The sequence below is a fragment of the Flavobacteriales bacterium genome (assembly GCA_016124845.1).
Lineage (GTDB): Bacteria > Bacteroidota > Bacteroidia > UBA10329 > UBA10329 > UBA10329.
This window is the reverse complement of record WGMW01000064.1, coordinates 1-26,285: the sequence shown is the minus strand read 5'-3', so window position 1 is coordinate 26,285 and position 26,285 is coordinate 1. Positions and strand designations below refer to the sequence as shown.

Genomic DNA, 26,285 nt, shown 5'->3' with positions numbered 1-26,285 from the left:
GGGGCATTTAGCCCCTTTTTCATTTACTCTACCACTTACTACGGCCAAATGCCGAGATTCTGATAACTCGTGGCCACTTTATCGATCGCCTCTACAAATGCAGCGGTACGAAGGTCATTGATGCCCTCCGTAGAGGCCATCCGGTTGCGAATATTGTCATACGCATTGATCATGGTCTCCTCCAATCCAGAATACACAAGGTCGCGCTCGTCAGCACCACGATTGATCAGGCTGATGGAGTCATCACTGACTTTTGACCCACTTGCCCCCTCGATCGCGTCAAGGATATTGCGGTTCATAGTGGCGCGATAACGTTTTTCCATCCGCCCGAAACGGACGTGCGATAGGTTCTTCAACCATTCGAAATAGGAAACACTCACACCTCCGGCATTGATGAAAATATCAGGAATAAGGAGTACACCTTTTTTCAGAAGTACCTGTTCAGCCTCTGGAGTAACTGGACCGTTTGCGGCTTCTGCCAATATCTTACACTTGATGTTCTGACAATTGTCGCTATTGATCTGGTTCTCCAGCGCAGCTGGAACCAAGATATCGCACTCGACCTCTAAAGCAGCACCGGGACCTCCAATTTCTTTGGACCCTGGAAATCCAACAACTCCGTTGTTCTCGTTCTTATATGCTAAGAGCTCATCTGGATCGATGCCGTCCTCTGAGTAAATGGAACCATCCCATTCTGCAACAGCAATGATCTTGGCACCTCCTTCATGAAAAAATTTGGCAGCCCAGTAGCCTACGTTACCCATACCTTGAATGGCAATGCGCTTGCCTTCAAGACCTACATCAAGCCCTAAGCGGTCCATATCCTCCTTATAGGTGCAGGCATGTCGCACGCCATAGAAAACCCCAAGACCCGTTGCCTCTCTACGTCCAGCAATTCCACCATGACTGATCGGTTTTCCGGTAACACAGGCAATGGCGTTCAATTCTGTGGGATAGAATGTGGTATAGGTATCAACCATCCATGCCATTTCTCTCTCCCCACTTCCGTAATCGGGAGCCGGAACATCAATTCCCGGGCCGAGGAAGTTCTTTTTGATAAGTTCGGTCGTATAACGTCTTGTGATCCGTTCGAGCATGGGAGTACTCGTCAATCTCGGACTTACTTTGATGCCACCTTTCGCTCCTCCGAACGGAACATCCACAAGCGCACATTTGTAGGTCATCAGCGCAGCCAAGGCCATCACCTCATCCTGTTCCACGTGAATACTGTATCGGATACCTCCTTTTGTTGGTTGCCTGTGATGGCTGTGTTCTACCCGATACGCCTCGATCACTTCTAACTTACCCTCATCATTTCTTACTGGAAAACGCATCCGATAAACGCTGTTGCAATATTTGATCTGCTCCAGTAGTGCCGGATCGTGATCGAGAAATTCTGCCGCGTGATCGAAATACTTCAGTACATCACCAAAAAAGCTGTGTTCCCGTTTTTCGGTCAGCTTCTCAATTGTTCTTTTCCTTGTCTTAGCCATTTGTCCTTTTGTTTGGTAACGGCCGTAAAGGTTAAAAAATTTACTGTCCGCCTATTTGACCACCATCAGAATAATTGCCCAATTGTTTTAAGGATGACCCAATGGAAACTTCTACAATTACAGAACTGAACCTTGCAGAAAAGGCTCACCGAACATGCCGATGAGCCTTTGGTGTGGATCGGTATTGAAAGATCAGAAATTGATGGTCAGCTGAATCTGCGTGGTGCGAGGCGGATTGACCTTGAGCGGACGCAACGCATAAATGCGATTGGCCACGTTCTTCATGATCACAGCGATCTTCACCTGCTCGGTAAGTTCTAAGGAAGCGCGAAGGTCGAACACATGGTCTCCCTTGTTATGATCTTGTCTGAACTGAACTGCGCCCCATTTGAACAATGGATCGACCGCGTAGAAGATCTGATCGACATTTCGCATAAAGCTGTAATAGCGGTATGTGACCCCGAAAGCAAGATCATATTTCTTCTTGACCTTAAATACGAACTCAATATCGGCATTCACCAAATGTTCGAAGCGATATTTCAGTACCGGGTTTTTCATGTAGGCCGCAGAATCAGCCGCAGTACTCGAAGAATTCAACAAAGAAGTAGAACTTGCCTGGGTAAGCTCCTTTCCAGAATTGTCAACGGCATATACGTAATTCGGATTTACCGTTTCCGGCCGCGAATAGGTATAGCCGACAAGTACGTTCATGCCGAACCAACTGGTAAACTGGCCATTCCCCATAATGGATGCATCTACACCGTAAACACGAGCATCACCGGTATTCAGACTTCTAAAGGCAAGACCGTAGAACGGAGGTCCCGGATTCGGGTTGAACTTGCCTGCGTTGAACTCTACGAAGTTCTTGTAGTACTGGTAGAATCCGGCAACATCCAAATAACCGAGGAACTTGCCGATCTTGATTCCTTGACGCAGACCAAGCTCTGTGGCATAGCTACGTTCTGGTTTGATGCCAGTATTAGGAACAATGGGCAGACCACCGACCGTTGTAAAGATGAAACGCTCGGCAATGGTCGGGAAACGGAAACCTTCTCCGAATGAGGCACGCAGGTAACCCTCTTTCCAAAGCATGGTATTGGCACCGATTCGGAATACCGGACGAATGATCGTGTCATTGCCATTAACGCTGAAATACTCAAAACGTGCTCCTCCATTCACAGTAAGTCGTCTCCAGAATTTCTTGTCCAATTGAAGATAGACCGAGGCGTTTGCCGCATTGTTCTTTCCATCTCCATTAGGGTTTCCTGCATATAACTGAGCCTGTGAAAGCGTGTATTTTCCCATTGTACCCACCGTAATGGTGAAATCGTGAATCTGTGGGAACTTGTATGCGAACTGATATTCACCGAAGAACACGTAGTTCTCGTTTCCTTGATTGTTGTTGTTGTTGTTGTTCTGATGGAAAACCCGTGTACGGAATGTGTGTCTTGCGCCACCTGCTCCGGAATAGGTGATGTAAGGGTCGAAGTTGAACGTGGTCTGCAACGTGCGGGTCAAACTCCCACCGAACGGACGGTAAAGTCCATAGCCACTGTTCAACCAAAGCAAGGTACTGGTTCCTCTGGAGTACATGATATTACCATTGATACCGTACGAAAGGCCGTGGATCTTTCCAGAACGCTTGCGCAAATTGAAGTTGACCCTGACACGGTTCGAGTACTCTTTCATAGGGTCGTGCGTGTTGGCACCGATCACATTACCGGTTGAATCACGTACATAATCATCAATGATCTTCGGTGTATTGTTGATCATCGTATCTGCAGGCTCATAACCGATAAAGCCATTGTCAACAAGTACGTTACCTCCGATAACCAGGTCCCAGTTCTTCCCGATCTTTCTGGAATGGAAGAAGTTCATGCCGGCATAGATGGGCATGTCATCCTTTCCTCGCCACTGCGCATCTTGCTGAGCGGGTGGGCTATAAAAACCTGAATAAAGGTTGATCTTGGTCTTGGGCTTGTCTTTCGGATAGGCCGTTCTGATATTGATGATTCCATTCAAAGCAGCCGAACCATACAATACAGAAGATGCTCCCTTGATAACCTCGATCTGCTCCAGGTTCTCAACCGGAATGAAACCCCAACTTGGACGGCCGGCATCCCCACTCAAGATCGGAAGGTCGTCTACCAGCATCATCACACGCGAACCGGCTCCGAAACTGTAACCGCTACCTCCACGCATCTGTGGCTCAGAATCAACAATGGTCAAACCCGGTGTCTGTTCAATGGCATCATCTGCAGAAACAGAACCACGGTTTTCAACCAGTTCAGGCTTTACTACTGATACTGAAACTGTAAGGTCCTCGATCCTTTGTTCGAACTTACCGGCAGTTACAACAACCATGTCCTTCTGGATCGAACCAACACCAAGATCCACGTTAACTGTTGTCGTCTCTCCTTTCTTAATTGTCACCGGAATGGTTTGAGCATCATAACCAATGGAGGAAACAACGATTTTTTGTGGCCCAACGGGCAATATCAGACTGTAGTTACCATCAAAGTCCGTTGCGGCACCACGACCGTTATCAGCTTCCCAAACAACATTGGCACCGATAATGGTCTCTCCGGTTTCCTTGTCTTTTACCACACCTTTTACAGTACCCGTGTCTTGGGCGAAGGTGAAAAGCACAAAAAATGATAGAATTGAGGTTGTAAAAATTCTTTTCATGTAGGTATATTCAGCAGCCTTACGCTTGGTTTAGAACGGGGCGAATATATCAATATTTGCATTTGTGGATAGAAACGGACAGACACTCTATTTGATCGCGCTGACAAAGGTTGCCGGGTTGGGCGATGTCCGCATCAAAAAATTGGTGGCCTATTGCGGTGGTGCCAAGGAGGTTTTCGGGCAGTCCAAAACATTCATAGAGAAGATTCCGACCGTAGGAAACGCCATTGCTTCTGCCGTTCGGAACAGCAACGTTTTAAAGGATGCCGAGAAGGAGTTGGAGTTCGCATCAAAGAATGGCGTCAAAGTCGTTTCATTCTTAGACCAAGATTATCCCAAACGCCTCAAACATTGCGAAGATTCTCCCGTGATCCTTTATGTAAAAGGTAACGGAAACATAAACTCAGAACGGTCTGTGGCCGTGGTCGGAACGCGAAATGCGACCCGCTACGGCAAGGAAATGACCGAGAAGATCGTTGAGAAACTGGCCGAATCGAACATTACCATCGTAAGCGGCCTCGCCTACGGAATTGACATCGCAGCGCATAAGGCCTCTTTGAAATTCGATACACCGACCATTGCCTGTCTGGCGCATGGTCTCGACAGAATCTATCCTCAGCTACACTCCAATACGGCCAACGAAATTTTGGAGAAGGGTGCGCTGATCACCGATTTCCCGATAGGAACAAAACCCGACAGAGAAAATTTTCCAAAACGGAACAGAATAGTGGCGGGTATGGCCGATGCAACCATTGTGGTGGAGGCAAGTGCCAAAGGTGGCGCGCTCATCACAGCCGAACTGGCCAACGGTTACAACCGCGATGTGTTTGCCATTCCAGGGCGCGTTGGCGATGAGTTCTCCGAAGGTTGTAATCGGCTCATCAAAAGTCTGAAAGCGGCCATGGCAACTTCGGGCGAGGATATTCTAAGGGCCATGAACTGGGATGAAATGAATAGAGCGGTCAAACCACAACCACAGCGAAAATTGCTGATCGACCTAACGGAAGAACAGGAAAAAGTGGTTGCCGTGCTTCGAGAACAGAATCACACCATTGACAGATTGACCGTGCTTTCGGGTTACCCGATGAGCAAGGTAGCTTCCATCCTACTCGAACTGGAGTTCGAAGGAATTGTGAGCAATCTACCCGGAAAGGTTTACAAACTGAATTAGTTGAACGATTCCATCGCAGCCTTGATGGCCTTGTCGTTCTCATTGATGACAGGATAGAATCCATCACCGTTCCACTTGCTGCGCGCCACCAGCGCCTTCAGATTATTGAGCACCTCTGGTCTCGCCTTCTCGGTGTCCGTTGCGGTCACTTCGCGCGTAGCGGCAAATGCGATCAAGCTCTTGTAATCTGCATCCGTGAATTTGAACTTCTTGCTGAAATCTTTTGGCGAAGCAAACTTCTCCAAAACAGAACGGTTCTCGGAAGAATAATTCAGAGCGAATTCGCGCAGCGCGCCCGTGCTCAGCAATTGGCTGTGAAAATCGGTGTAGTTCGATGTGTCGAGCGGGACAAAAACGTCAGGAACGATGCCACCACCTCCATAGACCACTTTTCCGCCTTTGGTCACAAACCGCTCGCTTTTATCCACCTCAATGCTGTCCTTCTCATAGAGTTCGCCATGCTCCACGCGGTGGATGAAATCGCCATAATAATCCTCGTCCTTGCCGTATGGCCGCTGAATACAACGGCCTGTTGGCGTGTAGTAACGGGCAATGGTGAGACGAACAGCCGAACCATCAGGCAACTCCACCTGTTCCTGCACCAAGCCTTTGCCAAAAGTTCTGCGACCAACGATGGTTCCGCGGTCGTTATCCTGAATTGCACCTGAAACGATCTCTGATGCCGAGGCCGAACCTTCATCCACCAGAATGGCCAGTTTTCCCTTTTCGAAATCACCTCTTCCCGTGGCAAACGCGCTGTCTTTCGGGCGCGAACGACCTTCAGTGTAAACGATCAACTCGCCTTTCGGCAGAAACTCATCACATATCTGAATGGCTGCATTTAGGTAACCGCCAGGATTTCCTCGCAGATCGAGGATCAACGATTGCATGCCCTTCGCTTTGAGGTCATCCAATTTCTCCACAAACTCATCATAAGTTGTTGCCCCGAACCTGCTGATCTTGATGTATCCGACCTTGTCATCGATCATGTAACCTGCATCCACGCTGTAGATCGGAATCTTATCTCGCTCTATTTTGAACGGGATCAGCTTCTTCTGCCCTCTTCTGAATATCTCAATTCGCACTTTGGTCCCGCGTTCGCCACGCAACTTCGATATGACATCTTTATTGGTAATTCCAACTCCCGCCACCAGCGAATCTTCAATCATCACAATTCTATCTCCCGAACGGATTCCCAATTTTTCGGACGGCCCGCCATTGATCGGGGCCACGACCACAATAGTATCTTCAATGATGTTGAATTCAACCCCGATGCCATCGAAATTCCCCGTCAACGGTTCGTTCATGGCCTCCAGATCGCGGGCTGGAATGTAAGATGAGTGCGGATCGAGCTGATCCAACATGTTGATAATGGCCGACTCGGTCAGTCCGTCCAGATCCACCGAATCCACATACTCTTCCTGCACATAATTCAGAAGGTTGGTGATCTTTTTGGAATCGGTCGAAGACTGCTCGATAAGTCCTTGGTGCATGTAGCCGACCCCAAGCATGGAACCCAGATAAATGCCAGCGGAAAGCACCACCGCCAAAATGATCGGGTAATAAATGAACAGTCTGAATCGGTTCTCACTCATCGGTCAATGCTTGTGGCAGTTGCACTACTTCAACGCCCGCTTCCTCCAAAAATTCCACCCCGCTCATGTCTTTATAACCATTTATGAAAACCAACCGCTTAATGCCCGCCTGATGCACCAATTTGCTGCACTCCTTGCAAGGCGACATGGTAAGATATAACGTGGAATTGCGCGCGCTGTTCATGGACCGCGCCACTTTCATAATGGCATTGGCCTCTGCGTGCAGCACATACCACTTGGTATCGCCTTCATCATCCTCGCAACAATTGTCGAAACCCGTTGGCGTGCCGTTGTAGCCATCGGCTATGATCTGCCCTTCTTTTACAATGATGGCACCCACCTGTTTGCGCTTGCAATGCGAAAGTTTTGCCCACTCCAGCGCCATGCGCAGATACGCACGGTCGTAGCGAAGCTGCTTTTCGGGATTGTCGTACTTGATGAAGCCTTCGTCCATAAGGTCTGCGAAGCTAAGATGTTCTATCCAAAGTCGTCAACTTTTGGAAAGTTGACGACTTTCAAACAAAAACCCCGACACTTTTCAGTATCGGGGTTTCAAGTACCGAAGGCCGGGGTCGAACCGGCACTCCTTTCGGAACACGAGTTTGAGTCGTGCGCGTCTACCAATTCCGCCACTTCGGCTTGTGATTGGGGCTGCGAATTTATACGTTTTTCAGATACTTGCAGCACTTTCTTTCTTGTGCGCGCAGATTCCTTCGGAAATAGGGAACGTTTTTCTTACTTTCGCACCCCCTTAAAAATAAAGGAACGGAACCCATGCCTTTTAACGTAAAGCTGTTTACTGGAGAAGCCACCAAATATCTTTCGGAGAAGATCGCTGAAAGCTATGGAACGGAACTTGCCAGCCAGACCACTTTGCGCTTCAAGGATGGGGAATACGAGCCTTGTTTTGAGGAGTCCATTCGCGGTGATGATGTTTTCATTATTCAATCCACGTTTCCTCCTGGCGACAACCTTCTTGAATTGCTTTTGATGATCGATGCTGCCAAGCGTGCATCGGCCAAAAGAATTGTGGCGGTTATCCCTTATTTCGGATGGGCGCGTCAGGACAGAAAGGTGAAACCACGTGTTCCGATCGGTGCCAAATTGATGGCCGACCTGTTGGAAGCTGCTGGCGTTACCCGTGTGATGACCATGGATCTTCATGCCGATCAGATCCAAGGTTTCTTCGATGTTCCTGTGGATCACCTTTTCGGTTCTTACCTGTTCTTGGATCACCTGAGAAACAGCATGAACATCGATAATTTGGTAATGGCCACGCCAGATGTTGGCGGTACCAGAAGAGCAAATGCTTACGCCAAGGCGTTGAACGTGGATCTTGCTATCTGCTACAAGCAGCGCAAGGTGGCCAATCAGGTGGCCGACATGACCGTTATCGGTGATGTGGAAGGAAAAGACGTTGTGCTTGTGGATGACATCATTGATACAGGCGGCACACTCTGCAAAGCAGCTGAAATGATGTTGGATCACGGAGCGAAAACGGTCCGTGCATGCATCACGCATCCACTTCTTTCAGGAAACGCACACGACAATATCCGCAACTCACGATTGACAGAATTGGTAACAACCGATACCATTCCGCTTCGCGAAGAGAACGAGAAGATCACCGTTCTGAGTTGCGCACCGCTTTTTGCTGATGTTATCCGCAAGGCTCACAATTACGAGTCTATCAGCACCAAGTTCATTTTTTAATCAGTAATCAATAATTAACTAAATCAATATCTAATGGAATCGATCACTATTACAGGATCAAAAAGGAAGTCCCTTGGGAAAGCCGATGCAAAAGCGCTTCGTAACGAAGGCTTGGTTCCATGCATCATCTACGGGGGAAAAGAAAATGTGCACGTTCAAATTGATGAGCGCGCATTCACCAAGCTGATTTTCACACCAAATCAGTACATCGTTAACCTTGACGTGGATGGCGAAACTATCCCCGTTGTACTGAAGGATGTTCAGTATCACCCAGTATCAGACAAGATTCTTCACGTTGACTTCCAGCAATTGGCTGGTCGCCCAGTGCGAATGACGTTGCCTATCCTTACCAAAGGTCAGGCTCGTGGTGTTCTTAATGGTGGACGTTTGCGTGTGGTAAGACGAAATGTGAGAGTTCAAGGTCTGCCTGAAGACATGCCAAGCTTCATCGAGTTGGATATCACCAACCTTCGTATCGGCAAGGCCATCAAGATCGGTGACCTCAATATTCCTGGGGTTACTTTCTTGGCTGCTCCAAGTCAGATCATCGTTGCTGTACGTATGAAGCGTGGTGCGCTGGTAGAAGACGAAGAAGAGACAGAAGAAGGTGCTGAAGGCGAAGAAGGTGCTGAAGCAGCTGCCGAAGGTGGCGAAGCTCCAGCAGCTGAAGCAGCCGCTGAATAAGCATGAAGTACCTGATTGTTGGGTTGGGAAACATCGGCAGCGAGTATGCCGAAACCCGTCACAACATTGGATTTAAGATAGTGGACGCCTTTGCGGAGGCGTCCACTTCTGTTTTTAAGGCAGGCCGTTTTGGCGATGTATCTGAGGTGAAATTCAAAGGCAGAACTTTTGTACTGCTGAAACCGAACACCTACATGAACCTGAGCGGAAAAGCCGTTCAATACTGGATGTCGGAAACGAAAGTTCCGATTGAAAATCTTCTCATCATTACCGATGATATTGCCCTGCCAACGGGCACCATTCGCATCCGCGCGAAAGGAAGCGATGGCGGACACAACGGCCTGAAAAGCATCAACCAAGTTCTTGGCCGACAGGATTATCCGCGTTTACGATTTGGTGTCGGTAACGATTTCGGCCAGGGCCAGCAGGTCAATTACGTACTTGGCGAATGGACCAAGGAAGACCTCGACATCATCAAACCGAAAATTGAAAAGTCGGTTGAGGCCATCAAAGCCTTCGGCACCATGGAACTACGGTTCGTGATGAACCAGTTTAATGGGTGACGAAAACAGTTTTCAAGGTCTGTCTTGTTTCATTATTCCAAACGGAAATGAGGTAAACTCCATTCACAAGATGCGATAGGTCTTTTGGACCAGAATTAATCTTCTCAGCAAGGAAAATCCTACCTTCCAAATCAAATACCCTGAGCTGTACAGGTTCCGCTGACTTAATAAAAAGCATGTCCCCTAAAAGAGTGGCCAAATCTTCCGTTCGCCTCTCACCAACTGACAGCAATGACTGTCCAAGAATTGGGGTCATGAACGATCCTTTCGGTGTCCCATTCAATGAATCGTAGGTTCCGACAAGGAAATTACCCAGCAACGTTTCTTCATATCCTTTGAAACTCGTAGCCACTTCCCCCAGTTCTGCATAGCCAATCATCTCAGGCTCTGCTTCTGCATACCCATTCACCTCAAAAACAGATGCCGTTTTCAGACCGAATCGGTTATAATCTCCCCCAATAAGGATTCCATTACTTGTCTCGCTTACTATGCTGGCAGGAACAAATTGACTTGAAAATGAAGCGATGACGTTGGCATTGGTATTTGCATCAAAACGAAGTATTCTGCTCTCCACCAGTTGTCCATTATTGTCTGTTTCCCTGAGTATCAAAAAACAACGGTCACTGTCAGCGACCAAACCCGAAATTACCTCTACGTGGTATTCAGTTTGGTCTAAAATCAATTCTTGGACTTCTTGACTTTCAAGATCGATCAGAACAGCCTTGGGACGTTTCAAGAACCCTGCATCCATATCAACCCAAAAACCTGAAAGCAATAGCTTTCGGTCAAGTTCGATTGAATGATTGATGAAAAATGTTGTTTCAAGCGGCAGACTGAAAAGCTTATGCGTAGGCAAACTCTCTTCTGGATAAATGTCATACACGTCCAATAGCACCGAGCTTCCCTCAAATCGATTGAAGGCTCCAGTAATTCTTACTCCTTCGTTGTTCGGGTGCTGTGAGGTTGCGTAACTCACAAACCTTGGATCAAACCGATTATATTCAACTCCAACTGGAGAGAATTGCCAATTGAAAACATAATAATCCCTATCTATCCATCCTGCATAAGGAGAATATGACCCAAACCCTCCAGCGCAAATCACTTTTGGGACAAATGGCATGACCGTCCTGTGACTCAAACCCGCGAGAATGACCATTCCACCAACGGTAACTCCATACTGATACTGGTGCTGTCTCATTTCAACGTTTCCCAACGTGTCAAGTACTTCAGCGAATTGAAGGGTATCCGCATATATCAATTCGCCCAATGCATTGACATTAAAAGCATAGACTTGGGTAGCAGCAATATTGTAGTTATTGACCGTAACCAGTTCAATCGAGTTTACCGAATTTCCAGAATAATCGATTGGAATACGTGTTGGCCGACCACCAATTATCTCACCCGATTGAAGTAGTGTTTGAGCTTGAACACACGAAGTGATAAGTACAAATAGAATTGTAAAACGTGACACCATGCCGAAATTTTGCACCAAGGTGAAAACTTCAACAAAGTCAATCAAACGAAACTGTCAGCTAAAATGACAGGTCTAAGGGCTAACCAATACTCTCCAAAACCTTCTTCATTCCAACCTTCTCCTCCACAATATGAGAGAGTTTCTCGATTGGAACGCGCTCCTGTTGCATGGTGTCGCGGTCGCGGAGGGTAACCGCATTATCGGTCAGCGTGTCGTGATCTACCGTAATACAATAAGGTGTGCCGATGGCGTCCTGTCTTCGGTAACGCTTACCGATGCTGTCCTTCTCCTCATATATAATATTGTGGTCGAAGCGCAGCTGGTTGAAGATCTCCATCGCCTTTTCGGGCAGACCGTCTTTCTTCAGCAAAGGCAGAATGGCCAATTTAACAGGTGCCAAAAATGGCGGAATGGTCAAAACTGTTCGCTCTGAACCGTCTTCCAATTTCTCTTCCGTGTACGAAGATGAAAGCACGGCCAGAACTGTTCTGTCAAGACCAATGGACGTTTCAACCACGTAGGGCACATAGCTGCTATTCATCTCTGGATCGAAATACTGGAGCTTCTTGCCTGAGTATTTTTCGTGTTGGCTCAAATCGAAATCGGTACGAGAGTGAATTCCTTCCAACTCTTTGAATCCGAATGGGAAATCGAACTCGATATCGAAAGCTGCATTGGCATAGTGTGCCAACTTATCGTGCGCATGGAAACGGTATTTGTCATCGCCCAAGCCCATGGCTTTGTGCCAAGCGAGGCGCTTTTCCTTCCAGGTTTCAAACCAATCCAACTCGGTTCCTGGTTTGACGAAGAATTGCATTTCCATCTGTTCAAACTCCCGCATGCGGAAAATGAACTGACGCGCAACGATCTCATTTCGAAATGCCTTGCCTGTCTGCGCAATTCCGAAAGGAATCTTCATCCTTCCCGTTTTCTGAACGTTCAGGTAGTTCACGAAAATTCCTTGAGCCGTTTCTGGACGTAGATAAACCGTGCTGGCACCATCGGCCATCGCGCCCATTTCGGTAGCAAACATCAAGTTGAACTGACGCACTTCCGTCCAGTTCTTAGAACCTGAAACAGGGCACGCAATCTCCAGATCGATGATGATCTGACGAACCTCAGCCAGATCGTTGTTCTCCAACGCTTCCACAAATCGCTTACGGATCTCTTCCTTCTTTTCCACATTCCGCAGCACGTTCGGATTGGTGGCCATGAACTGGTCCTCATCGAACGCATCGCCAAAACGCTTGGCCGCTTTTACCACTTCTTTAAGAATCTTCTGGTCGATCTTGGCCATGTAATCCTCGATCAGCACATCCGCGCGGTAGCGTTTCTTGCTATCCTTATTGTCTATGAGCGGATCATTGAATGCATCCACGTGACCCGAGGCTTTCCAAGTAGTTGGATGCATGAAGATGGCCGCATCCAACCCAACGATGTTCTCATTCAACTGCACCATCGCTTTCCACCAGTAATCGCGGATGTTCTTCTTCAATTCCACGCCCATCTGTGCGTAATCGTAAGCCGCGCTGAGGCCATCATAGATCTCGCTGCTCTGAAAAATGAAACCGTACTCTTTGGAGTGGGCAATGACGTTCTTGAAAAGATCTTCGTTGTTCATGTAGAAAAACTGTGTTGGAATGCTGTATTTTAGGTGGCGCAAAGCTATGAATTTTGAGTTCGGATAAAGGACGAATCAGATTGGGAATGGAGGCAGAAAAAGACACGGATCAGGAACAGAACCAACAGGCGGAGGAGCAGGCGAAAGAGAACCTGAACTTCAACGTTCTGCGCATGCTTGTTTCGCTGCGCGATTTTGCGCGGACCACCATGAACTTGGCGGATGACAGCGACCAGGAAGGAACCATTGAGACCATTAAAAAGGATATGGTTTTCCGAGGCCACATCGTTTGGATCCTCATCTGCTCCATCTTCATCGCCAGTATCGGACTGAACCTGAACAGCACCGCGGTGATCATCGGTGCCATGCTTATCTCCCCGCTCATGGGTCCGATCTTGGCCATCGGCCTTTCGGTGGGAACCAACGATTGGGAAACACTGAAACGCGCGTTGAAGAATTTCGGGGTGATGATCGTGGTGGCGTTGATCACTTCCACCGTTTACTTTTTCATTACGCCATTACATGAGGCACAACCTGAACTGTTGGCCCGTACAAAGCCAACTTTTCTGGACGCACTGATTGCGATTTTCGGTGGTTTGGCAGGAATTATCGGTGTTTCGAGAAGGAACAGAGGAAACGTAATTCCTGGAGTTGCTATTGCAACTGCATTGATGCCTCCCCTTTGTACAGCAGGTTATGGGCTTGCGAACGGGGAACTTTCGTTCTTTTTCGGAGCGTTCTATCTGTTCACCCTGAACTCCATTTTCATTGCAGGTTCCACATTTCTAATTGTTCGCTATCTGCGGTTCCCGCTTGTAAGTTTTGTGAACGCTGACACCGAAAAGAAGGTGAAACGCTACATGGTTGCGTTTGTCATCGTGGTTCTCTTGCCAAGCGCGTGGATCTTTTACGGATTGGTAAAAGAGACCATTTTTATGGGCAAGGCAGACAAGTTCATTTCGGAGAATCTGCAAATGCAGGGAACAGAGATCGTGAGCAAGAAGATCACTTACACCGATACCATTTCGCGCATTGATATTTTCATCATGGGCGACCCGATCAGCAACCAAACGCAACGACAACTCGAAAACCAAATGGCCAAGCAGGGGTTGGAAAAGACGGTGCTGAAAATTCATCAGCCAAAAGACGTGACCAACGATATTGCTGGGAAGCTCACAAACGAGGTAAGAGTGGGAATTCTTGAAGACATCTACAATAAGAATGAGCAGCAGATGGCCCAAAAAGATGCGCGCATCTCTTCGTTGGAAAGACGATTGTCGAGTTTGCAAAAAGACAGCGTTCCGATGGAGAACCTGCTGAAAGAAGTGAAGATAATCTACCCGAAGGTGAACCGACTGGCCTACGCCCGAAGTGTGGAAGTGAACAGCTTCGGATTGGACACGGTACCGACATTCTTGATACAATGGGACAAGATCTCAAGCGAATTGAAACGGGAAGAAAAGTTTAAAATGCAACGCTGGCTACAGCAACGGTTGGCGTTGGACACGGTCAGAATTGTGGAATTCTAACCAGCGGAAACCTTCTCCGTGTACGAGAGGTCATTCTGCGCAACATCCACCAGAAACTTATGCTTCAGGAACCGTTTTCCAAGCAGAACGGGAAACTTCATCTTGCCACGGTCTGCAAGCGTGAATGTGATCGATTCGGTCCGTCCGAAAAGCACCACTTTGGTCCGTATCGCATAGCGTATCTCTGATTCTCCGTTGGAGCTTCGCACGGTTTTCTCCCTGAAATCGGACACCAATTGATCCACTTTGCTGAACTGCGGATGCTTCTTGTCCAACACGCGAAATTTCAGGTATTCCTTTCCGTCCTTCTCCACCACCCGTACTTTGCTGCAATGCAGACTGGATGTATCTGCGCCCGTATCGATCTTGCAATCCAGGTCTTCGATCCCGAAAAATGGAAGATCCAGTTTATCCACACTACCTATTGTACGAACCGTTCTCTTCATAGCTTGAACTGATTGCGAAATTATCATAGTTCGGTCTATCCTGTTTCACTTCAAGAAGAACCAAGCTACCTTTGCCGCCATGTTTGCCATTCAGAATACACTTGTTTCGCTCGACCTCCTGGAGCGCCATTTCGTTTGCGACCTGAACGCCTGCAAAGGCATTTGCTGCGTGAAGGGCGATGCGGGTGCTCCGCTCACCGATGAGGAGATCGATCTTCTGGAAAACATCATCGATGACGTTCTTCCTTATTTAGATGAGGAAGGGCGGGCCATGATCGCGGAGAAAGGTGTTTTTGAAATTGATGTGGATGGCGACAAAGGCACTTCCCTACTTGAAAACGGAAGATGCGCCTACGCGCTGATCGATGAGAACGGAATGGTTTCCTGCGGCATCGAAAAGGCCTACAATGATGGTGCGGTCAAATTCAAAAAGCCCATCTCGTGCCATCTCTATCCCGTTCGAATTACCGAGTACGAAAGCTACGATGCGGTGAATTACAACAAGTGGAGCATTTGCAAGCCCGCGTGCGACTGTGGTGCCAAATTGAATGTTCCATTGTTCCGTTTCCTAAAAGAGGCTTTGATCAGAAAGTACGGAACCGAGTGGTATGAAGAGTTGGAAATGATCGACCAACTGCAAAAGCAAAAGGATTAAAATTTTTTGCGCGATTTACGTAGCCAATTTCGGGTAACTCTCGCGTAACATTCGCAAAAGATTTTGCAACCTTTTTTGTCACCTAAAGAGTGACGATAAAGCGCAAATGCAGTCATAGCAAGGATTACAGGCGTTATACATTTTTATTAACGTGGGCGTAATAAACCCGATGTTAAAAACTATGGCCGATTGTTAATTCTTTCGGGTTGACCCCACAGGCTTTTTTGCGAAAATTTGAAGGGTGGAAGGCGCGAGGGTACTGCATTTCTTAACCCGCTCGCAACCAAACAATTAGAAGACTTAAAAGAATTTTTTAGGTCGAAAGCCGTTAGAATCGGGAGTAATCCAACGAATAACAGAGCATTCGACCACAGGGATTATTAACGCTTAAAAACACGAAAAAGATGGATCGACCGACTCAGCAAACCGCAACAAATCTGACCGAAATTCTGCCAGAAAAAACCTCATTGCCAGTTGAGCCGATCCTTCAGGAAAGCAATGACCGCTTCGTCATTTTCCCTATCAAGCACCGCGAAATGTGGGCCATGTATAAGAAGGCCGAAGCCAGTTTTTGGACTGCCGAAGAGATCGATCTTCAGCAGGACATGAACGATTGGGAGAACAAGTTGACCAAGGACGAGCGTCACTTCATCAAGCACGTGTTGGCATTCTTTGCCGCAAGCGATGGCATTGTAAACGAGAACCTTGCCATCAACTTCCTGAATGAGGTTCAGTACCCAGAGGCCAGATGTTTCTACGGTTTCCAAATTGCCATTGAGAACATTCACGCAGAAACGTATTCGCTGCTGATCGACACGTATATAAAGGACACGAAAGAGAAGGATTTCCTTTTCAACGCCATCGAAAATCTACCATGCGTAACCAAGAAGGCCGACTGGGCGTTGCGTTGGATCGAGAACGGAACATTCGCTCAGCGATTGGTAGCATTCGCAGCTGTGGAAGGCATTTTCTTCTCAGGCAGTTTCTGCTCCATTTTCTGGTTGAAGAAACGTGGCCTCATGCCAGGACTTTCATTCTCCAATGAGCTGATCTCGAGAGACGAGGGTCTGCATTGCGATTTTGCATGCTTGCTGTACAACCAACTTCAGAATAAACTCGATCCGAAAGAAGTAACGGCCATTATTACCGAAGCTGTTGAATACGAGAAAGAGTTCGTGGTGGATGCCATTCCAGTTGCTTTGATCGGGATGAATGCCAACCTGATGTGCCAATACATCGAGTTTGTGGCCGACCGTCTGTTGGGCGAACTGGGCTGTTCGAAAGTGTACAACGCCACAAACCCATTCGATTTCATGGAAATGATCTCGCTTCAAGGAAAAACCAACTTCTTCGAAAAGCGAGTTTCTGAATACCAAAAAGCAGGTGTAATGACAGGTGGAAGTACCGACAACCACACGTTTACTACTGACGCTGACTTTTGATCTGACCGAATAATCCAATTGTAAACCACCAAATCCCTTTCCCCATGTATGTTGTAAAAAGAGACGGACGCAAAGAGTCCATCAAGTTTGACAAGGTAACTGCCCGTGTTCAGAAACTGTGCTACGGCCTTGACCCTATCGTTGACCCGATTCCAGTTGCCATGAAGGTGATCGAGGGCATCTACGAAGGTGTGACCACACAGCAGTTGGACGAACTTGCTGCGGAAACAGCCGCGTCTTTTACCGTACGCCACCCAGACTATGCGCTTTTGGCAAGCCGTATTGCGGTTTCCAATCTGCACAAGTCAACATTGAAATCGTTCTCAAAAACGATGAAGAAATTGTACGATTACATCGATCCGAAGACAGGGGAAAAGGCTTCGCTGATCGCTGATGATGTGTACGAGATCATCGAGGCAAATGCAGAGATCCTTGACTCTACCATTATTTACGACAGGGATTTCGGTTACGATTTCTTCGGGTTCAAAACATTGGAAAGAAGCTACCTGCTGAAGACCAACGGGAAGATCACCGAGCGTCCGCAGCACATGCTGATGCGTGTTGCCGTTGGAATCCACAAGGAAGATATCAAGTCGGCAATTGAGACCTACAATCTTCTTTCAGAAAGATGGTTTACGCATGCCACGCCAACGCTTTTCAATGCGGGTACTCCAAAGCCGCAGATGAGCAGCTGTTTCTTGCTAACCATGCAAGATGACAGTATCGATGGCATTTACAACACATTGAAGCAATGTGCCAAGATCTCGCAATCTGCGGGAGGAATCGGCCTCAGCATCCATAACGTGCGTGCCACAGGGTCTTACATCAAAGGCACCAACGGAACATCGAACGGAATTGTGCCGATGTTGCGCGTTTATAATGACACGGCACGTTACGTGGATCAAGGCGGGGGCAAGCGAAAAGGCTCATTCGCCATCTACTTGGAGCCATGGCACGCGGATGTCTATGACTTCCTCGATCTGAAGAAAAACCACGGTAAGGAAGAAAATCGCGCCCGCGATCTGTTCTACGCCATGTGGGTTCCAGACCTGTTTATGAAGCGTGTGGAAGATGGTGGTGACTGGTCGCTTTTCTGCCCAAATGAAGCGCCTGGACTGGGAGACTGCTGGGGTGAAAAATTCGAAGCCCTTTACGAGCAATATGAGAAAGAAGGAAAGGCCCGCAAGACCGTGAAAGCACAGGATCTTTGGTTCCATATCCTCGAATCTCAAATTGAAACAGGAACGCCTTACATGCTTTACAAGGACGCATGCAACGGTAAGTCGAACCAGCAGAACTTGGGAACCATCAAGTCTTCGAACTTGTGTACCGAAATTGTAGAATATACCGCGCCAGACGAGGTTGCCGTATGCAACTTGGCTTCTATCGCGTTGCCAAAATTCGTTACACCAGAAGGCGAGTTCGATCATCAGAAACTGTTCGACATCACTTACGTTGCCACGCGCAACTTGAACAAGGTTATCGACCGTAACTACTACCCTGTGCCAGAGGCGCGCAACAGCAACATGCGCCACCGTCCTGTAGGTTTGGGCGTTCAAGGTTTGGCAGATACTTTCATCAAAATGCGTCTGCCATTCGATAGTGAAGAAGCGAAGCAACTGAACAAGGAGATCTTCGAAACGATCTACTACGCAGCCATGACCTGTTCTAAGGATCAGGCCAAAGAATTCGGTCACTACGAAACCTACCCTGGATCTCCTGTTTCTGAAGGCAAGTTCCAGTATGACCTTTGGGGCGTAACGCCAACAGACCGCTGGGAATGGGATGTATTGAAGGAAGAAGTGAAGAAGTATGGCGTGCGTAACTCATTGCTTGTTGCACCGATGCCAACGGCTTCCACATCACAGATCCTTGGAAACAATGAGTGCTTCGAGCCATACCACTCAAACATTTACACCAGACGCGTGCTTTCTGGCGAGTTCGTAGTGGTGAACAAGCATCTTCTGAAAGACCTTGTAAAACTCGGTCTGTGGAATGATGACATGAAGAATAAGTTGATCGCTAACGGAGGTTCCGTTCAGAGTATTGAAGAGATTCCACAGAACATCCGCGACCTCTACAAAACTGTTTGGGAGTTGAGCATGAAGGACATCATTGATATGGCTGCCGACCGCGGTGCTTACATCGACCAAAGTCAAAGTCTGAACCTGTTCATGCAGAATCCGAACTTCGGTAAACTTACTTCTATGCACTTCTATGCATGGAAGGCCGGTCTCAAAACGGGTATGTACTACCTGAGAACGCAGGCAGCAGCAGCAGCCATTCAGTTTACGGTAAACAAGGAAACAAAGGCACAACCTGCTGGCGAGACCGAAACCAACACAACAGATGAATTGACCAAAGCTCCAGTTGCAACGCCAACACCAAAGTCAGAGCTGGCCACACCTGTCATGGTTCAGAGTTCAACCGCGGATGGTGTGCAGCCTGTAAATCTGGCCGATGCGCAGGCTCAGATAACCTGTTCGCTGGATAATCCTGAAGGATGTGAAATGTGTGGAAGCTGATCTGCCAAGTTAAATTGCTTCCTTTTCGAAGCCTCCATCTATCGATCGGAGGCTTTTTTTTCATCAACTGACGAAAATCTATCCATATAGTTAATATGAATTTTACATTTGGCATAGGTTTTCAACCCAATACACTACGCAAAGTGTTATTGACTATCTTTACTTAACCATCAAAACACAACACGATGCAAAAAGAAATTGAAGAAGTAGAGCAATTGGAAGAATCTCTTCGCGAGACACGTTTGGCTCTGAAGGAAAACGTACGTTCCATTCGAGAAGTTGAAGCACGGCTTCGCAGGTTGAAATCCTCTCTTGCAAGATTGGAGGCTCATTTGAACAATCCTCGCAGATCAGGAAGCCCACGCCCAAGACTACAGAATCCTATTCAGCAAAAGCTGAATTCGCTTCCTTTGGAAGAACGTCAGGCTTTCTTACTTGAGAACATGTAATTTTTAGCGCCCCTTTCTGTTGGGGTTGTTCCAAGTTCTTCCGATGCTGATGCCAGCATGAGGGAGGAAGTATGGCTTGTTCTGAAAGACATCCATTCCGATTATTGGAGTGAATGTTACGCGTAGAAAGAATGTTTCTCCCCATTCATTGGGTTTGGCATGAAAGCGATAGCCGACTGATGGACAGAGAAAGATTCTTGTTGGCGGTTTGGTCAAATAGAATCCTTCTCCAAAACCAACATTCTGGTTGAAATTCATTCTGAACAGCGCTGCAAATCCAGCCTCAAGTCGGTGTTTCTTTTCCCCATAAGTGAAATTGGCACCAATTGGGAAATGTAGAAGTCGGTCGGCCCCGTAAAACGGAATGTACTCAAGCCCTACTCTACCAAATAACGCCACCTTATTCTTATTGAAGAATAGCCGTTCGTAGTTGACCGTGTAATAGTATCCCGTTCCTCCGAACTCCACATACATCACGTGTGTATTGGTTCCTCTATCGGCACCAACCGCCAACCGCTGAGCAAATAAATGCTGATGGTTAGCGAGAACGAGAAACAGAAGGAAGAGACTAACCCGCAGCAGCCTTCTCTGTAACGCCAACAAGCTTAACGGCAGCTTTAACGATGTCATCCTTGTAGTACCCACACTCAATGTGCAACTCTTTTTGAGAACCGTGATCGATGAAACGGTCCGGAACCCCAAGCCGTTCTACATGAGCAAAGTAACCATTATCCGACATGAATTCAACGATGGCGCTTCCGAAACCTCCGGTCAGACAACCATCTTCAATCGTTATGATCCTGTTGAATTTCTTGAAAACCTCGTGGAGAAGCTTTTCATCCAATGGCTTGGCAAAACGCATGTCGTAATGGGCGGCAGAAATTCCCTGCAATTTGAGTTGAGCCGTGGCATCAACAGCATAATTTCCGATATGACCCAAACTTAGGATGGCCACATCCGAACCATCGGTAACTTTTCGTCCTTTCCCGACCTCAATGGCCTGGAACGGAGTTCCCCAATCTGGCATCACGCCATTTCCGCGCGGATATCGGATGGACCACACGCCCATATCCTTCTGCTGGGCCGTGTACATCATATTCCGAAGCTCCTCCTCATTCATCGGAGAAGCCACTTTGATGTTGGGAATGCACCGCATGTAAGCAATGTCGTACGCGCCATGATGCGTTGCTCCATCAGCACCGACCAAACCTCCGCGATCCAAACAGAAAACCACATTCAGATTCTGCAGGGCTACATCATGAATGACCTGATCGTATGCCCGCTGCATGAATGATGAATAGATGTTGCAGAAAGGCACCAATCCCTGCGTGGCCATTCCGGCCGAGAAAGTGACCGCATGCTGTTCGGCAATGCCTACATCGAAGGCGCGTTTCGGCATGGCCTTCATCATGATATTCAGTGAACATCCCGAAGGCATGGCAGGTGTTACGCCAACGATCTTCTCGTTCATTTCGGCCAACTCCACCATGGTATGGCCGAACACATCCTGATATTTTGGTGGTTCAGGCTGTTCCGGTTTCACCACTTTTATTTCGCCAGTATCCTTGTCGAAAAGACCTGGCGCATGCCATTTGGTGGTATCGCCATCTTCGGCAGGCTTGTAGCCTTTTCCCTTTACGGTGAGGCAATGCAGAATTTTCGGTCCTGGAATGTCTTTCAGATCGCGCATTACGCGCACCATGTGGTTGACATCATGTCCGTCAATGGGGCCGAAGTATCGGAAGTTCAATGACTCAAAAAGATTACTCTGCTTGAGAAGCGTACTCTTAAAACCGTTCTCGATCTTCGAGGCGATCTCCTGCGCATTCGGCCCGAATTTGCTGATCATTCCCAGCAGATTCCAAACCTCATCTCTAACTTTATTATACGTGTGCGAGGTGGTGATGTCGGTAAGGTATTCTTTCAGCGCACCTACGTTGGGATCGATGCTCATGCAATTATCGTTGAGCACTACCAAGAGGTTGGTGTTTTCTACGCCTGCATGGTTCAGTCCTTCAAACGCCATTCCGCCTGTCATCGCACCATCACCGATAACCGCAATATGCTGTTTGGAAGTATCGCCATTATGGCGCGAAGCCACGGCCATTCCCAAGGCGGCTGAAATAGACGTGCTGGAATGTCCGACACCGAACGTATCATACTCACTTTCCTTCCTCTTTGGGAAACCACTCAGACCTTTATACTTCCTGTTTGTGTGGAAATTATCGCGTCTGCCCGTGATGATCTTATGGCCATAGGCCTGATGTCCCACATCCCACACCAACTGATCGGTGGGCGTATTGAAAACGTAATGCAAAGCGGTGGTCATCTCCACCACGCCCAAACTCGCCCCAAAGTGGCCGCCATTGACCGAGACCACATCAATGATGTACTGCCTCAGTTCCTGACAGAACTGCTCCAGCTGATCCTCGTTCAACTTTCTAAGGTCTGCCGGCACGTTTACTTTGGCCAGCAATTCTCCTGGAACGTACTTCCTATCTCCCATTCGGTTGGATAAAGATGAACTGCAAAGATAACTATTCGGCATAAGGTGAATTCCCAACTTTCCATAACAGACGGGTAGATCAGGCCACAGCCAAGGTGGCAATGTACAGCTTAGAAACCCCGGCTTCCAGCAATTGCATTCCGGCAGCTTCCAGCGTAGCCCCCGTTGTTACCACATCATCCACCAAGATGATATTCTTGCCTCGAACTCTGGAAGGATAATCAACTTGAAATACGCTATCCACGTTCTGCGAGCGCTCAAAACGCGACTTCTGTGTCTGCGTGTCGGTCATCCTTACCCGCTTCATCAACTTAGAACGAACAGGAACGTCCAAACTCTCCGAGAGACCGTCTGCGATGTACGAACTCTGGTTGTACCCGCGCCTCATTTCCTTGGCGGGATGCAGCGGAACAGGAACGATCAGATCAGCATCGGAAAACCATTGCTTCTCCTTCAAGATGTTCCCGAACACCTTTCCCAATTCCATGGCCACATTGGACTTCCCTTCGTACTTGAAGCGATGCATGAGCCTTTGGGTAACCGAGCCCTTTTCGAAATGCAGAAAGGAACATGCAGAACTTAGCCGCAGTCTTCCGAAGAACAATTGCTCCACAGGGTTGACCTTGTAATCCCAATAGTAAGTCTTTGGCAGGCCATGAAGACAGTTCAAGCACAGATTCTCTTCGTGTTTCATCAAGTGCGCATCGCAGCCGCCACAGATGCGCGGATAGAACAATCCGACCACATCCCTGACCAACGAAGCGGGCTTATTTAACATACGTTGCAATTGTAGGAAAGGCGTGTCACCACAGCATTTCAAGTTAGGTTAAATTTATACTTTTAGCGCATTAACCCATTCGACCCATTAAATGGAAGACAAGGAAAAGACCCAGAGTAACCGCGTTTTTCTGATTCTCGCTGTAATTCTCCTCTTGCTTTCGGGCATTTTAGGATGGCAGTTGTTCGAACAGAAGGCCGCCAATGACCAGCTTGCAGCTGAGAAGCAACAACTTACTGCCGAGAAGGATGAACTTACAGCTGAGTTGGACGACCTGCTTGGAAAGTACAGTTCGCTGGAAGAAGAGAACGGACAGCTTTCTGAAGAATTGGAGCAACAGCGTCAGGAGATTCTGGCATTGAAGGCCGATGTGGAGAAGTATAAGGGAGATGCTGGAAAACTGGCATGGTACCGTGCTCAGCTGAAAGCGATGAACGAGAAGTATGAGACCATGGAGGCCAAGTATGACAGCCTTTTTGCAGTGCATGATTCGTTGCAAGGGCAGTATGGAAACCTGCAAGGCGAGTACTCCAAGCAAACAGGCTTGAACAAGGAGTTGACCAATGAGAACATGAACTTGGCCAATAAAGTGGCGATGGGTTCTGTGCTTACCGCCTACCAAATTGTAGTGGAAGGTGTTCATGGTAAGAAGAATAAGGTGAACAACAAGGCCAAGCGGGTGGAAAAGCTTCAGATCTGTTTCACGCTGAGTGAAAATCCATTGACACCTCCAGGGAGCAAAACGCTTTACGTACGTATTGTAGGGCCAGACGGAAAAGTGCTGACCAAAGGCCATGGCGAAGAGTTTGAGTTCGAGGGTGGGTCGATGACCTACAGCATGTCTCAGGATGTGGATTACCAGAACAAGCAGATCCCTAACATCTGTATGTTCTACTTGGCGCCTACCAACGGATTTGATGCTGGTAAACAGACGGTTGAGATCTATGTGGACAAGGCACTTATCGGTACATCATCTGTGACATTCAGATAAGGAAAACCTTCTTTCAATATCAAGCCCCGCACATGGATATGTGCGGGGCTTTTTGTTTGTGTCCATTGGGAAATCTTGGCCGCGGCCCTTTGCTTAGTTGCAAACCTGAGAAACGCTTCCTTCGACCAACTCAGGACAGGCCCTTTCAAAGGAGGGGGGCGTTTGACCTTCGGTCAATGCTAACGCTTGAGACGCACCAAACGTTCGGTGGCCTTGTGGCCTTGGCAATCTGTGAGGGTCAGTGTGTAGAGACCCTGTGGCAGTTGGCCTGTGGCAGTTGGCCTGTGGCAGTTGGCCTGTGGGAATGGTGGCCGTGGTGGTTTGCATGTTCTGCTGCTGCACCATGCGGCCATCGGCATCATAGAGTTGGATGAGACCGGCACAACTCGATTTGGCATCTTTCCATGTTATCTGTAGTTGCTCGTAGGCAGGGTTGGGGTACATGTTGAGCTCCAATGGGTCGGCCTCGGAGATGCCTACAGAGGTGGCTATTTCTACAATCCAGTAATCATTGTCTCCTCGATTATTCTCGGTCTTATCACCATCGGCATCCGATTTTAACATGCCCGTTAGAACAAAACGTCCAGGCGATGGCTCTACTGCAGCAATAGCCACATCCACCATTGAACCACCGATAGTGGCCTGCCATTGAATATTACCTATAGTATCAATACTTACCGGCCAAAAATCATAAAGACCTTTTGAGTCCTCATCCTTATCATAGCTTGCGTCAGATAATGAACCTCCCACGGCAAGCACATTTCCGTAAGTTGTAGGAATCAGTGACCGGGGATCTTCATAGCTATCACCTCCGATTGTCCTGTCCCACAAAATACTTCCAGCCATGTCCAAGCAGGTAATCCAATAATCAGATGAACCATGCGAATTCTCGGATTTGGTACCCGAAATGTCTGAATCTGAACTTGACATGACGAAGAGCCGCCCATACATAACTGCCATCTGAGACTTGATTTCAAATGAAGTTCCCCCAAGGGTAATATCCCAAACAGGGTTCCAATCGACCGTGTCCAGCGCAATAACCCAACTATCCCCACTACCATAATCGTCTTCAGATTTGTCCCCACTTGTGTTTGACCATGAAATACCTGAAAGAATCACCTTGTCACCGAAGATTTGCACATCTTCAGAATAATCGTCATCCATTCCTCCAAATGATTTATCCCAAAGTTTGTTCCCATCGGCATCAATGGCCACCAGCCAATAATCAGTTCCTCCCTTGGATGGTGCCGTCTTATCACCTGAAATGCCGGAATTTGAACTACCAGCCAAAAGTATGTCCCCACTCGGGAGAGCTATCATTTTCCACATCAATTCTCCCAGATCCGCCCCGTAAGTGTTCTGCCAAACCTCATTTCCATCAGCATCCAACTTGAGAACCCAATAATCTGAGAACCCTTTCTTCGGTGCTGTCTTATCACCTGAGATATTTGAACTTGAATTACCTCCCAAAATGAATGTGCCATCGGCATTCGCAACCATAGATGTAAAATCATCCGCAGAATCTCCTCCGAATGTATGCTGCCAAACTTCAGTAAGCTGCTCATCCAATTTGACTATCCAATAATCTTGATCTCCTCGCGAATTCTCTGTCTTGTCTCCAGAAATTCCTGAAAACGAAGCCCCTCCTACCAAATAGCCACCATCCATAGTTGCTACAATAGCCGAGGGGACATCAAGTCCTGTTCCGCCAAGGGTCTTTTGGCCAATCAGGCTGACACTTATCTGAGCCGACACATTGAACGTGAAAAACAGAAATGAGATGACGGAAAAGGTGCTAAGTGTTTTCATGGGATTGTTGCCTTTAGGGTTATTGTAAAGCTATGGAAAACCAACAAGATGCTTTTGTCAGATGGTGGGCAAAAGTGTTTGATCAACTCTCCCCTGCTTTGCAAGCAAAGCTTTCCCCTCTCTTTTGGGAAGAGAGGGTTCGCGCTTGGGCGCGAT

The 26,285-nt window shown here is 47.7% G+C and carries 21 protein-coding genes and 1 tRNA gene; 10 read left to right on the top strand and 12 right to left on the bottom strand.

The features are described from left to right. Positions 1-38: 38 nt before the first annotated feature. Both GC178_18655 and GC178_18650 read right to left on the bottom strand, forming a co-directional pair. Positions 39-1,493, bottom strand: coding sequence for a Glu/Leu/Phe/Val dehydrogenase (locus GC178_18655; GenBank protein ID MBI1289587.1), 1,455 nt, complete (start codon positions 1,491-1,493; stop codon positions 39-41). A gap of 192 nt (positions 1,494-1,685) precedes the next feature. Next, positions 1,686-4,181: a TonB-dependent receptor gene (locus GC178_18650; GenBank protein MBI1289586.1), complete on the bottom strand. Its 2,496-nt coding sequence runs from the start codon at positions 4,179-4,181 to the stop codon at positions 1,686-1,688. A 64-nt stretch (positions 4,182-4,245) separates the two neighbouring features. On the opposite strand from GC178_18650, the gene dprA reads away from it, so the two are divergent. Further along, positions 4,246-5,352 carry a DNA-protecting protein DprA gene (dprA, locus tag GC178_18645; protein ID MBI1289585.1) on the top strand — a complete coding sequence of 369 codons (1,107 nt, stop codon included), beginning with the start codon at positions 4,246-4,248 and terminating at the stop codon, positions 5,350-5,352. Here dprA and GC178_18640 read toward each other — a convergent pair. The 3 genes from GC178_18640 to GC178_18630 all read right to left on the bottom strand — a co-directional run bounded on the left by GC178_18640 (position 5,349) and on the right by GC178_18630 (position 7,586). Beyond that, positions 5,349-6,947, bottom strand: coding sequence for a PDZ domain-containing protein (locus tag GC178_18640; GenBank protein MBI1289584.1), 1,599 nt, complete (start codon positions 6,945-6,947; stop codon positions 5,349-5,351). The two genes, dprA and GC178_18640, sit on opposite strands and share 4 nt — an antisense overlap. Then, positions 6,940-7,401: a CMP deaminase gene (locus GC178_18635; protein ID MBI1289583.1), complete on the bottom strand. Its 462-nt coding sequence runs from the start codon at positions 7,399-7,401 to the stop codon at positions 6,940-6,942. Before GC178_18635 ends, GC178_18640 begins: the two co-directional genes overlap by 8 nt. Before the next feature lie 103 nt (positions 7,402-7,504). Then, positions 7,505-7,586: transfer RNA gene (locus GC178_18630), tRNA-Leu, on the bottom strand. Positions 7,587-7,721: 135 nt separating this feature from the next. On the opposite strand from GC178_18630, the gene prs reads away from it, so the two are divergent. From prs to GC178_18615, 3 genes are read left to right on the top strand one after another with little or no spacing between them, the layout of a single operon-like run. Then, the gene (prs, locus tag GC178_18625) at positions 7,722-8,657 is read left to right on the top strand and encodes a ribose-phosphate diphosphokinase (protein ID MBI1289582.1); all 936 of its coding nucleotides are present in this window, start codon (positions 7,722-7,724) and stop codon (positions 8,655-8,657) included. A 33-nt stretch (positions 8,658-8,690) separates the two neighbouring features. Further along, complete coding sequence (locus GC178_18620; protein MBI1289581.1) at positions 8,691-9,341, top strand: 50S ribosomal protein L25; 651 nt, start codon at positions 8,691-8,693, stop codon at positions 9,339-9,341. 2 nt (positions 9,342-9,343) lie between these two features. Then, the gene (locus GC178_18615) at positions 9,344-9,904 is read left to right on the top strand and encodes an aminoacyl-tRNA hydrolase (GenBank protein ID MBI1289580.1); all 561 of its coding nucleotides are present in this window, start codon (positions 9,344-9,346) and stop codon (positions 9,902-9,904) included. Here the strand turns inward: GC178_18615 and GC178_18610 are convergent. After that, positions 9,894-11,393 carry a T9SS type A sorting domain-containing protein gene (locus GC178_18610; protein MBI1289579.1) on the bottom strand — a complete coding sequence of 500 codons (1,500 nt, stop codon included), beginning with the start codon at positions 11,391-11,393 and terminating at the stop codon, positions 9,894-9,896. The genes GC178_18615 and GC178_18610 overlap by 11 nt on opposite strands. 64 nt (positions 11,394-11,457) lie before the next feature. Next, the gene (locus tag GC178_18605; GenBank protein MBI1289578.1) at positions 11,458-12,999 is read right to left on the bottom strand and encodes a glycine--tRNA ligase; all 1,542 of its coding nucleotides are present in this window, start codon (positions 12,997-12,999) and stop codon (positions 11,458-11,460) included. 86 nt (positions 13,000-13,085) lie between these two features. On the opposite strand from GC178_18605, the gene GC178_18600 reads away from it, so the two are divergent. After that, on the top strand, positions 13,086-14,528 hold the full coding sequence (locus GC178_18600) for a DUF389 domain-containing protein (GenBank protein ID MBI1289577.1): 1,443 nt from the start codon (positions 13,086-13,088) through the stop codon (positions 14,526-14,528). Here the strand turns inward: GC178_18600 and GC178_18595 are convergent. Next, positions 14,525-15,001: a hypothetical protein gene (locus GC178_18595; GenBank protein ID MBI1289576.1), complete on the bottom strand. Its 477-nt coding sequence runs from the start codon at positions 14,999-15,001 to the stop codon at positions 14,525-14,527. The genes GC178_18600 and GC178_18595 overlap by 4 nt on opposite strands. A 52-nt stretch (positions 15,002-15,053) precedes the next feature. Between GC178_18595 and GC178_18590 the strand changes: the two genes are divergently transcribed. The 4 genes from GC178_18590 to GC178_18575 all read left to right on the top strand — a co-directional run bounded on the left by GC178_18590 (position 15,054) and on the right by GC178_18575 (position 20,045). Further along, on the top strand, positions 15,054-15,629 hold the full coding sequence (locus GC178_18590; protein ID MBI1289575.1) for a DUF3109 family protein: 576 nt from the start codon (positions 15,054-15,056) through the stop codon (positions 15,627-15,629). 467 nt (positions 15,630-16,096) lie between these two features. Next, a complete protein-coding gene (locus GC178_18585) occupies positions 16,097-17,071 on the top strand; it encodes a ribonucleoside-diphosphate reductase (protein ID MBI1289574.1) in 975 nt (324 codons plus the stop codon). A gap of 44 nt (positions 17,072-17,115) precedes the next feature. After that, positions 17,116-19,596 carry a ribonucleoside-diphosphate reductase subunit alpha gene (locus GC178_18580; GenBank protein ID MBI1289573.1) on the top strand — a complete coding sequence of 827 codons (2,481 nt, stop codon included), beginning with the start codon at positions 17,116-17,118 and terminating at the stop codon, positions 19,594-19,596. 185 nt (positions 19,597-19,781) lie between these two features. Continuing rightward, complete coding sequence (locus GC178_18575) at positions 19,782-20,045, top strand: hypothetical protein (GenBank protein MBI1289572.1); 264 nt, start codon at positions 19,782-19,784, stop codon at positions 20,043-20,045. A 3-nt stretch (positions 20,046-20,048) separates the two neighbouring features. On the opposite strand, the gene GC178_18570 is transcribed toward GC178_18575, so the two are convergent. The 3 genes from GC178_18570 to GC178_18560 form a co-directional block, all read right to left on the bottom strand. Beyond that, positions 20,049-20,558, bottom strand: a complete 510-nt coding sequence (locus tag GC178_18570) for a hypothetical protein (protein MBI1289571.1) — start codon at positions 20,556-20,558, stop codon at positions 20,049-20,051. A 55-nt stretch (positions 20,559-20,613) separates the two neighbouring features. Then, complete coding sequence (locus tag GC178_18565) at positions 20,614-22,551, bottom strand: 1-deoxy-D-xylulose-5-phosphate synthase (GenBank protein ID MBI1289570.1); 1,938 nt, start codon at positions 22,549-22,551, stop codon at positions 20,614-20,616. A 79-nt stretch (positions 22,552-22,630) separates the two neighbouring features. Beyond that, entirely contained in the window at positions 22,631-23,329 is a 699-nt protein-coding gene (locus GC178_18560) for a ComF family protein (protein MBI1289569.1), read from the bottom strand. Between the two features lie 91 nt (positions 23,330-23,420). Between GC178_18560 and GC178_18555 the strand changes: the two genes are divergently transcribed. Continuing rightward, positions 23,421-24,320 carry a hypothetical protein gene (locus GC178_18555; GenBank protein MBI1289568.1) on the top strand — a complete coding sequence of 300 codons (900 nt, stop codon included), beginning with the start codon at positions 23,421-23,423 and terminating at the stop codon, positions 24,318-24,320. 93 nt (positions 24,321-24,413) lie between these two features. Here GC178_18555 and GC178_18550 read toward each other — a convergent pair whose 3' ends face one another. Then, complete coding sequence (locus GC178_18550; GenBank protein MBI1289567.1) at positions 24,414-26,129, bottom strand: T9SS type A sorting domain-containing protein; 1,716 nt, start codon at positions 26,127-26,129, stop codon at positions 24,414-24,416. Positions 26,130-26,285: the final 156 nt, after the last annotated feature.

Coding starts and splice junctions, on each gene's coding strand:
- GC178_18580 (MBI1289573.1), top strand. CDS start 17,116: ATGTATGTTGTAAAAAGAGACGGACGCAAAGAGTCCATCAAGTTTGAC.
- GC178_18620 (MBI1289581.1), top strand. CDS start 8,691: ATGGAATCGATCACTATTACAGGATCAAAAAGGAAGTCCCTTGGGAAA.
- GC178_18575 (MBI1289572.1), top strand. CDS start 19,782: ATGCAAAAAGAAATTGAAGAAGTAGAGCAATTGGAAGAATCTCTTCGC.
- GC178_18655 (MBI1289587.1), bottom strand. CDS start 1,493: ATGGCTAAGACAAGGAAAAGAACAATTGAGAAGCTGACCGAAAAACGG.
- GC178_18590 (MBI1289575.1), top strand. CDS start 15,054: ATGTTTGCCATTCAGAATACACTTGTTTCGCTCGACCTCCTGGAGCGC.
- GC178_18635 (MBI1289583.1), bottom strand. CDS start 7,401: ATGGACGAAGGCTTCATCAAGTACGACAATCCCGAAAAGCAGCTTCGC.
- GC178_18640 (MBI1289584.1), bottom strand. CDS start 6,947: ATGAGTGAGAACCGATTCAGACTGTTCATTTATTACCCGATCATTTTG.
- GC178_18605 (MBI1289578.1), bottom strand. CDS start 12,999: ATGAACAACGAAGATCTTTTCAAGAACGTCATTGCCCACTCCAAAGAG.
- GC178_18595 (MBI1289576.1), bottom strand. CDS start 15,001: ATGATAATTTCGCAATCAGTTCAAGCTATGAAGAGAACGGTTCGTACA.
- GC178_18565 (MBI1289570.1), bottom strand. CDS start 22,551: ATGGGAGATAGGAAGTACGTTCCAGGAGAATTGCTGGCCAAAGTAAAC.
- GC178_18560 (MBI1289569.1), bottom strand. CDS start 23,329: ATGTTAAATAAGCCCGCTTCGTTGGTCAGGGATGTGGTCGGATTGTTC.
- GC178_18600 (MBI1289577.1), top strand. CDS start 13,086: ATGGAGGCAGAAAAAGACACGGATCAGGAACAGAACCAACAGGCGGAG.
- GC178_18550 (MBI1289567.1), bottom strand. CDS start 26,129: ATGAAAACACTTAGCACCTTTTCCGTCATCTCATTTCTGTTTTTCACG.
- GC178_18555 (MBI1289568.1), top strand. CDS start 23,421: ATGGAAGACAAGGAAAAGACCCAGAGTAACCGCGTTTTTCTGATTCTC.
- GC178_18615 (MBI1289580.1), top strand. CDS start 9,344: ATGAAGTACCTGATTGTTGGGTTGGGAAACATCGGCAGCGAGTATGCC.
- prs (MBI1289582.1), top strand. CDS start 7,722: ATGCCTTTTAACGTAAAGCTGTTTACTGGAGAAGCCACCAAATATCTT.
- GC178_18650 (MBI1289586.1), bottom strand. CDS start 4,181: ATGAAAAGAATTTTTACAACCTCAATTCTATCATTTTTTGTGCTTTTC.